13 protein-coding genes are annotated in these 15,474 nt (G+C 68.6%); 7 read left to right on the forward strand and 6 right to left on the reverse strand.

The window, feature by feature from the left end:
• Positions 1 to 34: 34 nt before the first annotated feature.
• Together ACIP5Y_RS46440 and ACIP5Y_RS46445 are read left to right on the forward strand one after the other, a co-directional pair.
• Positions 35 to 1,945: a DUF6301 family protein gene (locus ACIP5Y_RS46440; RefSeq protein WP_400360206.1), complete on the forward strand. Its 1,911-nt coding sequence runs from the start codon at positions 35 to 37 to the stop codon at positions 1,943 to 1,945.
• Between the two features lie 80 nt (positions 1,946 to 2,025).
• Positions 2,026 to 2,664, forward strand: a complete 639-nt coding sequence (locus ACIP5Y_RS46445) for a class I SAM-dependent DNA methyltransferase (RefSeq protein WP_400360207.1) — start codon at positions 2,026 to 2,028, stop codon at positions 2,662 to 2,664.
• Here the strand turns inward: ACIP5Y_RS46445 and ACIP5Y_RS46450 are convergent.
• A complete protein-coding gene (locus ACIP5Y_RS46450) occupies positions 2,654 to 3,115 on the reverse strand; it encodes a winged helix-turn-helix transcriptional regulator (protein WP_400360208.1) in 462 nt (153 codons plus the stop codon). The two genes, ACIP5Y_RS46445 and ACIP5Y_RS46450, sit on opposite strands and share 11 nt — an antisense overlap.
• Before the next feature lie 66 nt (positions 3,116 to 3,181).
• Here ACIP5Y_RS46450 and ACIP5Y_RS46455 point away from each other — a divergent pair, with 66 nt between their 5' ends.
• The 3 genes from ACIP5Y_RS46455 (at position 3,182) to ACIP5Y_RS46465 (ending at position 7,345) form a co-directional block, all read left to right on the forward strand.
• Entirely contained in the window at positions 3,182 to 4,087 is a 906-nt protein-coding gene (locus ACIP5Y_RS46455; protein WP_400360209.1) for an NADP-dependent oxidoreductase, read from the forward strand.
• Between the two features lie 106 nt (positions 4,088 to 4,193).
• Complete coding sequence (locus ACIP5Y_RS46460; RefSeq protein WP_400360210.1) at positions 4,194 to 5,729, forward strand: FAD-binding protein; 1,536 nt, start codon at positions 4,194 to 4,196, stop codon at positions 5,727 to 5,729.
• 35 nt (positions 5,730 to 5,764) lie between these two features.
• Complete coding sequence (locus ACIP5Y_RS46465) at positions 5,765 to 7,345, forward strand: phytoene desaturase family protein (RefSeq protein ID WP_400360211.1); 1,581 nt, start codon at positions 5,765 to 5,767, stop codon at positions 7,343 to 7,345.
• On the opposite strand, the gene ACIP5Y_RS46470 is transcribed toward ACIP5Y_RS46465, so the two are convergent.
• From ACIP5Y_RS46470 to ACIP5Y_RS46485, 4 genes are all read right to left on the reverse strand, one after another.
• Positions 7,326 to 7,964, reverse strand: a complete 639-nt coding sequence (locus ACIP5Y_RS46470; protein WP_400360212.1) for a class I SAM-dependent methyltransferase — start codon at positions 7,962 to 7,964, stop codon at positions 7,326 to 7,328. The two genes, ACIP5Y_RS46465 and ACIP5Y_RS46470, sit on opposite strands and share 20 nt — an antisense overlap.
• Positions 7,961 to 8,854, reverse strand: a complete 894-nt coding sequence (locus tag ACIP5Y_RS46475; RefSeq protein WP_400360213.1) for a LysR family transcriptional regulator — start codon at positions 8,852 to 8,854, stop codon at positions 7,961 to 7,963. Before ACIP5Y_RS46475 ends, ACIP5Y_RS46470 begins: the two co-directional genes overlap by 4 nt.
• Positions 8,855 to 8,870: 16 nt before the next feature.
• Positions 8,871 to 9,791 carry a LysR family transcriptional regulator gene (locus ACIP5Y_RS46480; protein ID WP_400360214.1) on the reverse strand — a complete coding sequence of 307 codons (921 nt, stop codon included), beginning with the start codon at positions 9,789 to 9,791 and terminating at the stop codon, positions 8,871 to 8,873.
• 131 nt (positions 9,792 to 9,922) lie between these two features.
• A complete protein-coding gene (locus ACIP5Y_RS46485; protein WP_400360215.1) occupies positions 9,923 to 10,480 on the reverse strand; it encodes a dihydrofolate reductase family protein in 558 nt (185 codons plus the stop codon).
• A gap of 173 nt (positions 10,481 to 10,653) precedes the next feature.
• On the opposite strand from ACIP5Y_RS46485, the gene ACIP5Y_RS46490 reads away from it, so the two are divergent.
• Positions 10,654 to 12,189: a threonine/serine exporter ThrE family protein gene (locus ACIP5Y_RS46490; RefSeq protein ID WP_400360216.1), complete on the forward strand. Its 1,536-nt coding sequence runs from the start codon at positions 10,654 to 10,656 to the stop codon at positions 12,187 to 12,189.
• On the opposite strand, the gene ACIP5Y_RS46495 is transcribed toward ACIP5Y_RS46490, so the two are convergent.
• On the reverse strand, positions 12,166 to 12,792 hold the full coding sequence (locus ACIP5Y_RS46495; protein ID WP_400360217.1) for a GDSL-type esterase/lipase family protein: 627 nt from the start codon (positions 12,790 to 12,792) through the stop codon (positions 12,166 to 12,168). The two genes, ACIP5Y_RS46490 and ACIP5Y_RS46495, sit on opposite strands and share 24 nt — an antisense overlap.
• Positions 12,793 to 13,042: 250 nt before the next feature.
• Here ACIP5Y_RS46495 and ACIP5Y_RS46500 point away from each other — a divergent pair, with 250 nt between their 5' ends.
• Positions 13,043 to 15,472, forward strand: coding sequence for a flippase-like domain-containing protein (locus tag ACIP5Y_RS46500; protein ID WP_400360218.1), 2,430 nt, complete (start codon positions 13,043 to 13,045; stop codon positions 15,470 to 15,472).
• Positions 15,473 to 15,474: the final 2 nt, after the last annotated feature.

Here is a 15,474-nt window from a genome sequence, read left to right on the forward strand (position 1 = left end):
ACGGGAAGGTGCGGGCCGGGGTTAGGGTCGCTGGGTGGGTTTCGAGGTTCGGGTGGATATCGCGGGTGCGGTCGAGATCGTCAGGGCCGCAGTGGGGTTCGAATGGCGCTGGGGCGCTGCGGATGTGGGCGGTTTCGCGCGGCGGATGGGGTGGAGTACGCCGCTGCCGGTGGGCACTTTCCGGTCGGGTGCGGTGTTCGCGCGGACGGGATTGCAGGTCTGGTGGGATTCGGCGTTGTTCTGGGGGAGTGAGCGCGGGCTCGACTATGTGCGGATGCCGATCTCGGATTGCCCGTCCCGGTCGGTATTCGCCGGTGACGAGCTGCTCGCCGACGCGATGGCCCGGGTCACGGCCGCCTTCACCGAGCGGTGGGGCGAGCCGGAGAGCACGGACGCCGGCCCCGCCGAGGGTGTGGCCTGGCGTTTCCCGAACCTGTTCGCGGGCTTGACGATCGGTGCCGACACGGTCGACCTGCTGCTGGTCGCTCCGGCGCAGCAACGCTATTGGATGGATATGCGACACGAGGCCGCGCGCCGGCGGACCGCGCTCGGCGGCTGGGGCCGGCTCACCGAGCAGCTGGCCGGATTCCTGGACGGGCTGCCGGTCGAGGCGCGGCTGGTGCTGACCGCGCCCGGGGGCAGATATCTGCAGTTCACCGCGGAGGCGGAACGCCTGCACTGCGAGCTCAGCCGCAGCGAATTCATCGACCCCACCTGGCGATACGGCGCGGAGACCGAACAGGAGCTGATCGATCGGGGCTGGACGGCCGCCCCGGATGCGAACTGGTGGCGGGCCCTGACCCGCGGCTCCGGCAGCATCGCGCTGAGCATCCTCGCCCGGCAGACCACCGATGCCTTGCGCCTGCTGGGCGTCACCGCCGCCACCGAACTGGTGGCCGATGCCTGGGTCGAGGGCGGCGATGATCTCGACATCACCGCGCTCGGCATCCCCGAGCATCCGACCGCTCGCGGCCAGCGGGCCGAATTCCTGCGCCACCACACGGCGGTCGAGGCCGACGCCGAACCCTTGCGCATCGATGTCCCCGGCGGCGTCGAGATTGCCCGTGCCGCCCGCGATTTCGCCTGGACCTGGACCCGCGCCGATGTGGCCGCCTTCCTGGAGGTGACCGGCTGGAAGCCGGTGCACGACCCGCGCGAGGGCGAACGCGAGGTGTGGGCGGACACCGACGTGCGAGTGGAGGGCCCGCGCGCCCGCTTCAGTTTCGACGGCGACCGGCTGGAATCGGTGTGCGTCACGCTCAGCGACAGCATCGAATCCTTCCTCTACGACGAGGGCCTCCCCGCCGAGGTGCGCGAGCAGCGCACCGCCGCCTTCACCCGCGCCATCGACGGCTTCCGCTCCGAATTCGGCACGCCCGTGCATGCCGCGCTCTGGCATGCGCACGGCCCGGTCTGGCCGTCCCCGCGCTTGTCCCTGGGCCTGGTAGCCGATGCGGACACCGTGGATCTGCACCTGGTGAATCCGGCGGAACGGGAACGCCGGCTGATCATCGAGCAGCAGCAGGCCGCGCATCGGGCGCGCGACCGGGAGTGGGGTCAGTTCTTCGACGATCTGGCGGGGTTGGCCGCGGATCTCACCGCGGCCGGGCAGCTCACCGTGGACGGCGGCGCGGACAATCGGGCCCGCATCGACCTCGACGGCGAGACGGTGCGCCTGGAATTGTCCAGTGCCACCGCCCGGCAATTGTCCCCGCGCGTGCTGCGGTTCATGCTCCGGGACGGCTGGCTGGCGCCGGACAGTCGATACCCGTTGTGGCGCATCATCCTTCCGCTGCCCGCGCTGCCCCGCGACTACCGTTTCCTGGCGCAGCTCAGCGTGTGGCCGCTGCGCGCCCGCATGGGCCCGGGGGTGCCGCTGCGGGTGCGGCTGGATGGTGTCGAGCAGCCGCTGCGGTTCCCGTCCACGGGCGCGGTGCGGCTATGAACCGATGGCGCGGTGCGGCTATGAATCGGCGGCGCAGTGTGTTCCCCGGACGTGTCACCGCATCGATCTAGAGTCGAGCCGTGAGCGAAGCGGCAGATGTGCGGGTGACCCGCGAGGCGTACGACGATATAGCCGAGCGGTACACGTCGATGTTCCAACGGCATTTGCACGACAACCCCTTCGAGCGGGCCATGCTCGACGTCTTCGCGGCCTCGGTCCAGGAGGATTCCGACGGCCCGGTCATCGATATCGGCTGCGGGCCGGGCCGGGTCACCGGCTATCTGCAGGCCGCCGCACTGGATGTGTCCGGGATCGACCTGTCCCCGGAGATGATCCGCATCGCCCGCGAGTTGCACCCGGACCTGCGATTCGAGGTGGGCACGATGGAGCGCCTCGACGTCCCGGACGCGACCCTGGCCGGAATCGTGGCCTGGTACTCCATCATTCATATGCCGCCACAGCGGATGCCCACGGTGTTAGCGGAATTCGCGCGAGTGCTACGGCCCGGCGGGCGACTATTGCTCGCCTTCCAAGCGTCCGATGAACCGACCGGAATCCAGGACTACCCGCACAAGGTCGCCCCCGGATATCGTTGGGCGCCCGATACTTTGGCGGCGGAGCTGGACCGCCACGGCTTCCGGGTGACCGCCAGGCTGGTGCGGGATCCCCGTCCGGACGAGTGGACTCCGCACGCCTGCCTGTTGTGTGTCAGGCAGTGAGCGGCTGTCCGATTCGAACCGTGACCGGTTGTGGTTCCTGAGCCGCGCGCTCGTCGAATTCGGTTCGCGCGCGGTCGATTTCCCCGGCATGCCGGACCGCCCATTGCCCCATGGCGTGGGTGAGCACACCGAGATCCGCGCCCAGTTCGGTGAGCGCGTATTCGACCCGGGGCGGCACGGTCGGGTATACGGTGCGGCTGACCAGTCCGTCGCGTTCCAGGTCGCGCAGCGTGCGGGTGAGCACCTTCTGGGTGATGCCGTCGAGGCGGCGGCGCAATTCGTTGAACCGGACCGGTCCGTCCGCGGCGCGCAGCGTGCCGAGCACGAGCAGCACCCACTTGTCGGCAAGCACCGACAGGATGTTCCGTGCGGGACACTGGTTCAGATAGCTCTCGACGAGATTCGACGACTGCGCCCAGTCCCATTCTGACCGGTCAGGGACGGTATCCATCAGGTACCTCGGGATCGATTAAGTGCCTTCTTCCCCGAAGAGACTACCCGGCGCAGGATCGGGATCATGAAGAAGATCAGTCAGGAAGTCTTCGGCGGCCCGGAAGTTCTGCAGGTCGTGGAGGTCGACACACCGCAGCCCGCGGCCGGTGAGGTGCTGGTGCGAGTCGCCGCCACCGCGGTGAATCCGGCGGATTGGAAGCTGCGCGAAGGCCAGGTGGACAAGCTGGGCCCGCCGCCCTTCACCCTCGGCTTCGACTTTTCCGGCACGATCGCCGAGGTCGGCCCCGGCGTCACCGAATTCCGGCCCGGCGACGAGGTTTTCGGCATGGTCCTGAGCCGGAGCGGCGCCTACGCCGAATACGTCACCACCCCGGTCGATTTCCTCGCCCCCAAGCCGGAGTCCCTCGACCACGTGCATGCCGCCGCGCTGCCGACCGCGGTGCTCACCGCCTGGCAGGCGCTCACCGAGGTGCGGCCGGGCCAGCGGGTGCTGGTGCACGCCGCGGCGGGCGGGGTCGGTCATCTCGCGGTCCAGATCGCCAAGGCGGCGGGCGCGTACGTGATCGGCACCGCGCGGACCGCCAACCACGAATTCCTGCGCGGGCTCGGCGCGGATGAGCTGATCGACTACACCACAACCGATTTCACCACGGCCGTCACCGATATCGATCTCGCCTTCGACCTGGTCGGCGGCGACTACACGGCTCGTTCCTTGCAGGTGCTGCGTCCCGAAGGCCGGGTGGTGGACGCCCAGGGCGAACCGCTGGACGATCCGCGCTACCACCGCCACTACGTCAGCCCGTCGGGCGCCGATCTACGGACGCTCACCCCGCTGCTGGAGAGCGGCCGGCTGCGCGGCGAGGTCGAGCACGTGCTGCCGCTGGACGAGGTGGTCGAGGCGCACAAGCTCAGCGAATCCGGCCGGGTGCGCGGCAAGATCGTGCTCATCCCCTGGGGCGCCGCGGCCTGACCGGCGGCGGGCATCCGGATTCCTGCCCATCGAGACACTTCCTGCGTTCACTGTCCCCGGCCGTTTAGCGTCGGCTCGGGGACCGCGTCTTTTCAGGGAGTAATCGGTGACGGACTGGAACGAAGAAGTCGATGTGCTGGTGGCGGGCTCGGGCGGTGGCCTGGCCGGGGCGTATACCGCGGCGCGCGAAGGATTGTCGGTGGCGGTGGTCGAGGCCACCGAGAAATTCGGTGGCACCACCTCGTTCTCGGGTGGCGGCGGGGTGTGGTTCCCGAACAATCCGGTGCTGCGCCGCGCCGGCGTGGACGACAGCTTCGAGGACGCGCTCACCTATTTCCGCGCGGTGGTCGGTGAGCGCACCCCGGCCGACCTGCAGGAGACCTATGTGCGCAAGGGCGCGGAGGTGATCGAATACCTGGAGCGGGACGCGGCGTTCTCCTTCCAGATGTTCCCGTGGCCCGACTATTTCGGGAAGGCGCCCGCGGCGCGCCTGGACGGTAAGCGGCACATCATCCCAACTCCGCTGCCCGCCGCCGAGCTCGGCGCCTGGAGCGAGCAGGTGCGCGGGCCGCTGGGCAATGACCGCTACGGTGATCCCGCCCCCGAACTGCTGATCGGCGGGCGGGCGCTGGTGGGCCGGTTCCTGCTCGGATTGCGCAAGTACCCCGATGTTTCCCTGCATCTGAACACGGCACTGGTGGAGCTGGTGACGGAGGACGGCGCGGTCGTCGGGGCGATCGTGGAGCACGACGGCGAACGCCGTGCCATCCGGGCCCGCAAGGGCGTACTGCTGGCGGCCGGTGGGTTCGAGGGCAATGACGAACTGCGGCAGCGCTACGGCGTGCCGGGCGTGGCACGAGACACCATGGGCCCCTGGGGAAATCAGGGCAAGGCCCTCGAAGCCGGGCTGGCGGCCGGAGCCGACACCGATCTCATGGATCAGGCGTGGTGGTCGCCCGGACTGGTGCATCCGGACGGGCGCGCGGCCTTCGCGCTCTGGTTCACCGGCGGCATCTTCGTGAATCAGGCCGGAGAGCGTTTCGTCAACGAGTCCGCGCCCTACGACCGCCTGGGCCGCGACATCATCGAGCATTTGAACGACGGCTCGGCAACCCTCCCGTTCTGGATGATCTACGACGACACCGAGGGCCCGGTGCCGCCCATCAAGGCCAGCAATGTGCCGATGGTCGAAACGCAGAAGTATGTCGACGCCGGGTTGTGGCGCACCGCGGACACTCTCGAAGAACTCGCGGAACTGATCGACGTCCCCGCGGAGGCTCTGGTCGCCACGGTGGCCCGGTTCAACAAGTTCGCCGCCGCGGGCGTGGACGACGACTTCTGCCGCGGCGACGAGGCCTACGACCGCGCCTTCTCCAATGGCGAACCGCCGCTCACACCGATCGTGCGGGGCCCGTTCCACGCCGCCGCCTTCGGCATCTCCGACCTCGGCACCAAGGGCGGATTGCGCACCGATACCGCGGCGCGCGTACTGAATTCGGCGGGCGAGCCCATTCCGGGCCTGTATGCCGCGGGCAACACCATGGCCGCGGTGAGCGGCACGGTCTATCCCGGCGGCGGTAACCCGATCGGCGCGTCGGTGCTGTTCAGTCATCTCGCGGCCCTCGACATGACCGAGAGATAGCGAAACCGCCGCACCCGATGTGATGCGATGGGGTCATGACACAACCCGGTGGGCCCGAGCGGACGCGGTACGACGTGGTCGTGGTGGGCGGCGGTCACAACGGTCTGGTGGCGGCCGCATACCTCGCGAAGGCCGGGCGCTCGGTGCTGGTGCTGGAACGTCAGGACCACACCGGCGGCGCGGCCGTGTCGGAGCGCGTCTTCGCGGGCGTGGATGCGCGGCTGTCCCGGTTCTCGTATCTGGTCTCACTGCTGCCGGACCGGATCGTGCGGGATCTGGGCCTGCGCTTCGAGACCCGGAAGCGGCGCATCTCCTCCTACACGCCGGTCGGCGAGCGCGGCCTGCTGGTGGACAACGGGTCGGCGGCGGGCACCCGGGAGAGTTTCGTCCAGACCACCGGTTCCGACCGGGATTTCGAAGCGTGGCAACGCTTCTACGCCATGACCGGGCAGCTGGCCCGGCGCGTCTTCCCGACCCTCACCGAGCCGCTGCCCACTCGCGCCGAATTACAGCGCACCGTCGATGATTCCGCCGCCTGGGAGGCCGTTTTCGAACGGCCGCTGGGTGAATCGGTCGAGGCCGCGTTCGCCGACGACACCGTGCGCGGCGTGGTGCTCACCGATGCGCTGATCGGCACCTTCACCCATGCCCACGACCGTTCGCTGCTGCAGAACCGCTGCTTCCTCTATCACGTCATCGGCGGCGGCACCGGCGACTGGAATGTGCCGGTCGGCGGCATGGGCGCCTTGACCGACGCCCTCGCCGACGCGGTCCGCGGGGCGGGTGCGCGGATCCTGACCGGGGCCACCGTCACCGCCATCGAAACCGACGATGTCACAGCCGAAGTGCGGTACACGCGGGCCGGCGCGGAGGAGACGGTGAGCGCGCGGCATGTGCTGGTGAACGCGGCGCCCTACGAGCTCGCACACCTGCTGGGCGAGCAGGCGGAGAAGCCTGAAGGTGCGCAGCTCAAGATCAATATGCTGCTGCGCCGCCTACCGGCCTTGCGTGACACCACGATCGACCCGCGCACCGCCTTCGCCGGCACCTTCCATATCGCCGAATCCGCCACCCAGCTCGAGCACGCCTACCGCGAGGCGGTATCCGGCCGCCTTCCCTCGGCGCCGCCCTCGGAGATCTACTGCCACACCCTGACCGACCCGTCCCTCCTCGCGCCCGAGCTGATCGAGCAGGGCATGCACACGCTGACGCTGTTCGGTCTGCACACTCCCGCACGGCTTTTCGCCGACGATCCGCGGGGTGCGAAGGAGCGGCTGGTCGATGCCACACTGGCGCAATTGGATTCGGTGCTGGCCGAACCCATCCGGGACTGCCTGGCGACCGACGCCGCCGGCGAGCCGTGTCTGGAGGCGCGAACTCCGGTCGAACTGGAACAGGAGATCGGCCTGCCGGGCGGGCACATCTTCCACGCCGATCTGTCCTTCCCGTACCTGACCGGTGGCGCCGACACCCTGGCCGCCCGTTGGGGTGTCGCGACCGAGCACCGCAATATCCTGCTGTGCGGGGCGGGTGCGGTGCGCGGCGGCGGGGTCAGCGGCATCGGCGGCCACAATGCCGCCATGGCGGTCCTCGCGGTCACCGCAGCGACTGAGTGATCCGCCAGAGGCGGCGCGGGAGCTCACCCTCCTCGAAGGCGTGGCGTTCACGCAGTTCCCAGCCTCTAGCCACGGCCTCGACCAATGCCGTGGAGAAGAAGTGCACGGCGAAACCGGCGTGCTCGAAAATATCGTCGTCCCGGGCGATTCCACTGTTGTAGTGGGCGTCGTCGGTATTGCGGACGGTGTAGACGAAGACGCCGCCCGGTCGCAGCACGCGGCGGATCTCGGCGACCAGGTCCAGGATCTCGACGGTGCTCAGGTTCATGCACAGCAGCATGTGCGCGAAGACCGCGTCGACGCTGTTGTAGCGCAGCGGGATGGGCTGGCGTACATCGTGTTCCAGGGTGTCGACCCGGTCGGCCACGCCGAGCGTGCCCGCCCGATCCCGTAGTTGTTGCAGGCCGATCGCACTGAAGTCGGTGGCCCGGACGTGAAAACCCTGCTGCGCCAGGTAGATCGCATCACGACCGTGGCCGGCACCGAGTTCGAGCACCGAGCGGGCATCGGCTGCGCCGAAGACCTGCGCCGCGTACACCGCCGCCGCGGAGGGCTGCTCACCGTACATTTCCGGGTGTGCCCGGTAGGTCCGCTCCCAGTGCTGATGCTGATCGGTCATGCGCCACACACCTGTACGCAGCAGCGGACGAAGTCCCGGACCATCGGATTCACGTCCGCGGACGCGGGCCAGGCCACCGCCACCCGGCTCGGCCCGATGCCGCGCACGGGGCGGTAGACCACCCCGGGGCGCGGGTAGTAGCGGGTCGAGGATTCGGGCGTGAAGCTCATGCCGAAACCATTGCCTATGGCGGTGAGCCATTCGTCGGTATTGCGGGCAATGGCGCCGATGACGGCGGTGTCGGCGGGGCGGGCGTCGGTGCCGATCCAAAAGTCGCGCCACCAGCCATTTTCCGGGGGCGCGGCCACGAACGGCTGACCCCAGAGCTCCTCGAAGTCGATCTCTTCCCGCTCGGCCAGCCGGTGCGTGGCGGGCATCGCGATATAACGCGGCTCCTCGAACAACTCCTCGATGCGATAGCGCTCGTGCCCCGGGAACGGCAGGCGCACGAGCGCGGCATCGACATCGCCGTCATCCAGACCGGCGGACGGATCGGTCCAGCCGAACTGCCGCATATCGATTCGCCAGCCCGAATGGGCGGCACCGAACGCGGCCACGATCTCCGGTGTGAATTCGTTTGCGGCGCTGGCGATGAAGCCGACGCGCAGCACCTTGGCGGCGCGGCTGGCCCCGGATTTGGTCTCCCGCAGCATGCGATCCCAGCCGGTCAGCAGGCCGGGCGCGTATTCGGCGAAGACGCGCCCGGGCTCGGTGAGTGCCATGCCCGTGCGGGACCGCACGAACAACTCCACTCCCAGTTGCTGTTCCAGCTGTTTGATCTGTTTGGTCAGCGCGGGCTGGGACACGTACAGCCGTTGCGCGGCCCGAGTCAGATGACCTTCCTCGGCGACGGCGACGAAATACCGCAGCAGCCGCGTATCGATGTCCATTACCCCAGGTTATTGCCTATGAGGTGCGGCGGCCGTCGTGGCCCTGGTGGCCCACGATGTCGGTGCAGCAGCGAATGAAGTAGCGCACCACGGGATCCGCTTCCGAGGCGTCCGGCCATACCAGGGCGACCCGGGTGGGCCCGATGCCGTGGACGGGCCGGAAGACCACGCCGGGGTAGGCATTGGTGCGGGAGGTGGAGGCCGGGGTGAAGCTGACGCCGAAGCCGCCGGCGATGGCGCGCAGCCATTCGTCGGTATTGCGGGCGATGGCGCCGATGATGGCGGTGTCGGCGGGCCGTGCGTCGAGCCCCATCCAATAGTCGCGCCACCAGCCGGTTTCCGCGGGCGAGGCGACATACGGTTCGTCCCACAGTTCGCGGAAGGCGATATCGTCGCGTTCGGCCAGCGGATGATCCGCGGGCAGTGCGATCCAGCGCGGTTCGGTGAACAGTTCGCGTACGTGGTACTCGCCCTGGCCGGGGAACGGTAATCGGAGCAGCGCGACATCCACGTCGCCCTCGTCCAGGCCGGCCGTGGGGTCGGTCCAGCCGCCCTGATGGATGTCGACCTGCCAGTCCGGGTGCAGGCGGTGGAAGACCTGGACGATCTCCGGGATGTAGCCGTCGGCCGCGCTCTGCACACTGCCCAGCCGCAATACCCGCGAGGCCCGGGAGGCATCGCTCTTGGTGTCGCGCAGGATTCGATCCCAGGAGGCCAGCAGGTTCGGCACCTGTTCGGCCAGCACCTTGCCCGCGGCGGTCAGCGTCCAGCCGGCCCGCGAACGAATGAAGAGCTCCACCCCGAGCTGCTGTTCCAGCTGCTTGATCTGCGTGGCCAGGGCGGGCTGCGCGACATGCAGGCGTTGCGCGGCCCCGGGGAGGTTCTCCATTTCCGCGACCGCCAGGAAGTAACGCAGCAGTCGCGTATCGATATCCATGCCACCCAATTTATGGAGGAGGACCAAATCTCGTGAATTCCAAGGGGCCAGGCCCCCGAAACCCCGACTGCCCGGGCAGGCATTCGTGACGGTATCGCACCCGGCCCCGGCGGGCAGATGTTATGGCCGGTTCAGCCGAAGGTGGGACGCGTCACGGTGGGCGAACTCACCCGGTAGGTGGCGAGGACGACCCCGTTGCCCAGGGTTTTCGAGTCGGCGAGCGCGAGGGTGGCCTCGGCGTCGACCGGATTCCACAGGCGCAGGCCCTGACCCAGCAGCACCGGGTAGACGACGAGGCGGTACTCGTCGACCAGATTGTTCGCGCGCAGGAAGTCGACGAGCCGGCCGCTGCCGAAGAGCAGCAGGTTCTGCTCGGTGCGCAGTTCGGCGAGGGATTCGGCGAGGTCGCCCTCGATCCGGGCGGCGTTCCATTCCAGCTCGGGTCGCGCGCTGACCACGTGCTTGGGCATGGCGTTCATCTTGTCCTTGTAGGCGCCCTCCTCCGGGTGGTTCGGCCAGGCGGCGGCGAAGCCCTCGTAGGTGGTGCGGCCGAGCAGCAGGGCGTCGGCCTCGTCCAGTTCGGCGCTCTTGTAGGCGGCGATCTCGTCGGACCAGTACGGGACCGTCCAGGCCGGGTTCTCGATGATGCCATCGGCGGAAACGAATTCGGCGACAACGATTTTGCCCATGGTGGGTGCTCTCTCTCGGCTCTGTGGTCGGGTTCGAGGGTGCTGACGGGGCCGGTCCCCGAAACTCATCGCAGTCCATCGAACCGCATTCCGCACAGGTTAGGGTTCTTTAGCCACGATGTTGCTGTCTCCGTCTCGGCGAGTAGAACTGAAGCGGAATCAGGAGGCGATACATGAGTGCGACGAGCCCGCGGCATCTACGGACGCGGCCTCGGCGTGCGGCCACCGCCGGGGTCCCGGTCAGCCGGCGACTGACGAGCGTGGCCCGCCGGGCCGGTGATGTGGTCGACGAGTGGCTGGTCAATCGCGTGGCGCACCGGGCGGGCGCGCACGAGATCCACGATCCGCCGCCCCCGGAGGAACCACCGGTCTCCGCGGATCTGCTGAATCTGCTGCGGCTGCTGGGCGTCATGCTCATCGGCGCCGGCGAGACCACCGATCGCGCCCAGGCCATTCTCGACGACACCGCCCGCCGCTACGGCGCGAAGGATGTCCAGTTCTTCGTGCTGCCCACCGGAGTGTTCGTGCGCGTGCAGGATTCGCGCGGTTCGGCGGTCGACCTGCAGGTGGCCGGCAACGACACGCTGCGGCTGGATCAGATCGCCGCGCTGTACAAACTGCTGGACGGCCTGAAGCACGAACTGCCGCCGCCCACCGAGGTCACCGCCGGTCTGGAGGCGATCCTGGCCGCGCCGCCGCCGACCGCCGTCTGGCTCATGCTGCTGGGCAATGTGATTCTCACGGTGGGCCTGGGACTCATGCTGAACCCGACCCCGCAGGCGCTCATCGGGTACGCCGTCCTCGGGCTGGCGGTGCAGCTGCTGGTGATGCTGGCGGACCGTTTCCAGCTGCTGTCGCTGGCGCTGCCGGTCACCGCGGGCGCGGTGGTCACCTTGCTGGCCTACGGATTTCCGCACGCGCTGGGCGGCGGCCAGCCCTCGCAGCTGCTGATTCCGGCGGTCGCGGGCCTGCTGCCGGGCGCGACGCTCACCAATGGCGCGATCGAACTGGCCACCGGGTCCATGGTGGCGGGCTCGGCGCGCACGCTGGCGGGCCTGAACAAGCTGCTGCTCTTGGCCTTCGGCATCTACATCGCATTGCAGATGATGGGTCCGCAGCCGCCCGAGTTCTCGTATCTGCACACGGTCGGCTGGTGGGCGCCGATCCTGGGCGTGCTGCTCATCGGCATCGGGCATTCGTGGCGGTCCAGTGCGCCGCCCAAATCGTTGTTCTGGCTGCTGCTGGTGCTGTATGTCACGTTCGTGGCGCAGCAGTTCGGGATTCGGGCGGGCGGGCCGCTGCTGGGCGCGTTCCTGGGTGGTCTGGTCGCGGTGCCGGCCGCATATCTGGTGCAGCGCAATCGGAATGCGCCGCCGACCCAGGTGGCGTTCCTGCCCGCGTTCTGGATGCTGGTGCCCGGCGGTATGGGGCTGACGGCGGTGTCGGACCTGGTGAACAATTCGCACGGGGTGAACGGCCTGCAGGTGCTGATCAATGTGCTGTTGTCGGTGCTGGCCATCGCGCTGGGCGTGCTGGTCGGATCGGGTCTGACCAATACCCGCAAACGCGGATCGGCGTCGGTGATGGATTGGCTGCTGCCGCCCGCCGCCCATCCCGCGCACCGGGTCGCCGTCGTGCCCGATTCGGTGGCCACCGTGCCCGATTCGGTCGCCACCGTGCCCGATTCAGCGGAGGGTCGGCAGCCCTGATCCGGGATCGGCCAGCCACAGCAGCCAGTGCGGCACCAGCAGGGCGGCGAATTCGTCGTAGCCCGCCGCGCCCGGGTGGTAGCCGTCGCCGGCCGCGACATCCTGCATCCAGATCTTGTTCTCCAGCAACGGTTGATGCGCCCGCAGATACGGGACGCCGAGTCCCTCGCAGAGTTGGGCGAACTTCTCGTCGAGCACCTCGAGCCGATGATTGTGCGCGGGATCGACATTCGGCGGCGGCGCGACAACCAGTGGATGCCAATGGTTTCCCTGTACGCGGCGCAGGATGGCGTCCATATTCGCCACCGACTCGACCGGATCCACGCGCGGCAGGCCGCGTTCGTGCACGCTGTCATTGACTCCGGTGGAGATCACCACCCGGCAGTCCGCGCCCTCGGGTAGTCGGCGCTTGCACTCGGCTTCCCATCGGGTTCTCAGCTCGCTACTGGTTTCGCGGCGTATACCGAGGTTGTAGAACGTGAGAGGCTGTCCGGCGGCAATGGCGCGGGTGGCCAATCTGCCCGCCCAGCCCAAGCCCTTCTGGTCACCCACCCCCGCGACGAACGATTCCCCCAGAAAACAAACACGCAGATCGAGCACCACGGATCGATCCTTGCACGCATCTGTCCGGAACGCCTCGAAGATCAATTAAGCCGGAAAAACAGGGGTATCGCGGGGACGGCTGACACGCCCGGTGGCAGGTGACGGGCCGGGCAGATCTCAGCCGCAGGCAGCGACGGGTTACGGTAACTCGGCGTGTTGGGCGCACGGTGCTGCCGTCGCCTGCCGCATACTCACACGAGCCGACCATGGGACCGCAGGTGTTCCCACGATCCGAAAGCGCCGATAGGACATGCGAGTCGACGGGCGGGAGATCCCCGTCTCCGGCAGCCTGCTGCAGCCGCGGATCCGCCGGACCAGTGACATTCTGCGTGTAGTGCTGTCCGTACTCCTGGTCGCGATCGTCATCGCGGGCTCGCTCATCACGCGGCCCAAATGGGAGGCGCTGGAGAAGTCGGTCTCCAACATCCTGGGCTTCCTGACGCCGGAACAGTCCAACCTCGTCTACATCTTCTACGGCATCGCCATTCTGGCGCTGCCGTTCGCGATTCTGGTGCGGCTCATCCTGCGCCGGCAGTGGAAGCTGCTGGCCGGGTTCCTCTCCGCGGGTCTGATCGCCCTGGCCCTGTTCTCCATCACCGGCACCGGATTCACCGCGCCGCGCTGGCATCTGTCGCAGCCGCAGCAGGTCAATACGTTCCTGTCGCAGTTCCTCGACGATCCGCGCTGGATCGCGATGCTGGCGGCGGTGCTGACGGTCGCGAGCCCGTGGCTGCCCAAGCGGGCCCGGCGCTGGTGGTGGACGCTGCTGCTGGCGTTCGTGCCCATTCACCTGTTCGTCAGTCTGGTGGTGCCCGCGCGGGCCGCGCTGGGCCTGGCGGTGGGCTGGCTGGTGGGTGCGGTGATCGTGCTGGTGGTCGGCACTCCCGCGTTGGAGGTTCCGCTCGATGCGGCAGTGCGGGTGCTGGCGCAGCGCGGTTTCCGGGTGACGGCGTTCAAGGTGCTGCGCCCGGCCGCGCGCGGACCGCTGGTGCTGTCGGCGAGCACCACGCCGTCCGCCGAGCTGGGCGCCTCCCTGGACAACGGCGGCGGCGGATCCGCTTCTCCCGACAATGAACTGATCATCGAGATGTACGGCGCGAATCAGCGCAGCCGCGGCGCCCTGCAGATGTTGCGGCGCTGGTTGACGATTCGCGCGAGCGAGTCCCCGGCGCCGTTCGCGTCCATGCGCCGCGCGGTCGAGCATCGCGCGCTGATGGGTTTCGCCATCGCGGATCTGGGGCTGGCCAGCAACAAGCCGCTCACGGTCGCGGCGCTGGAACGTGGCTGGATGGTCTACGCGCACACCGTCACCCAGGGCCGGTCGCTGGCCGCCTCGGACAGCGCCCGCACGCTGACCAAGGTGTGGGAGACGCTGGGCGCCATGCATCAGGCGCAGATCTCGCACGGTGATCTGCGCACCGAGGAAATCCGCATCATGCCCGACGACACCGTGTTGTTCGGCGGGTTCGTGCAGTCCGAATTCGGTGCGTATCAGGCTCGTTTCGAATCCGATGTGGCGCAGCTGCTGTTGTCGGCCACGTCCTTGTTCGGCGCGGAGATGACGGTGCGCACCGCGCTGGAGGCGCTCGGCAAGGAGGCGGTGCTCAGTGCCTCCGCGCGGCTGACCCGCACGGCCATGCCCGCGCACGTGCGCAAGGCGGTGCCGGACGCGGGCGAGCTGATGAAGGCCATTCGCGAGGAAGTGCTGGAGCAGACCGGGCAGGACAAGATCGAGGCCGCGCAGATCACCCGGTTCTCGCGCAATCAGATCATCCAGCTGGTCCTGCTCATCGGCCTTGTCTACGTGGCCTATCCGTATATCAGCCAGGCCCCGACCTTCGCGTCGGAACTGGGGAATCTGCACTGGGGTTGGGCGGCGCTCGGGCTCACCGTGTCGGCGCTGACCTATGTGGGCGCGGCAATGGCGTTGTGGGCGTGCGCGTCCGAGGCCGTGCGGTTCCGCAATCTGCTGATCATGCAGGTGGCCAATACCTTTGCGGCCACTACGACGCCGGCCGGTGTCGGTGGTCTGGCCCTGAGCGTGCGCTTCCTGCAGAAGAGCGGCCTGGGTGCGGTGCGCGCCACCGCCGCGGTGGCGCTGCAGCAGACCATCCAGGTGGTCACGCACGTGGTGCTGTTGCTGATCTTCGGTGCGCTGGCCGGGGTTTCGACGAACCTGTCGCATTTCGTACCCAGCGCCACGGTCCTGTACCTGGTGGCGGGTGCGCTGCTCGGCTTGCTCGGCGCCACCATGTTCATCCCCAAGGTGCGCAAATGGCTGGTGCACGAGGTGCGCCCGCAGCTGGCGGAGGTGCTCGAGCAGCTCAAGGATCTGGCTCGCAAGCCGTGGCGGCTGGCCATGATCGTCGCCGGTTGTGCCACCACGACGCTCGGCATGGCGCTGGCGCTGTGGGCGAGTATCGAAGCCTTCGGCGGCAGCACCACTTTCGTGACGGTCACCATCGTGACCATGATCGGCGGCACGCTGGCCTCGGCCGCGCCGACCCCGGGCGGGGTGGGCGCCGTCGAGGCCGCGCTGATCGGCGGGCTGGCCGCCTTCGGTGTGTCGGCGACGCTCGCGGTGCCCGCCGTCCTCCTCTACCGGGTACTCACCTGCTGGCTCCCGGTCTTCTGCGGCTGGCCGCTCATGCGCTGGCTCACGTCCCGCGACATGATCTAGCG

Source organism: Nocardia sp. NPDC088792 (genome assembly GCF_044750615.1).
Taxonomy (GTDB): Bacteria; Actinomycetota; Actinomycetes; order Mycobacteriales; family Mycobacteriaceae; genus Nocardia.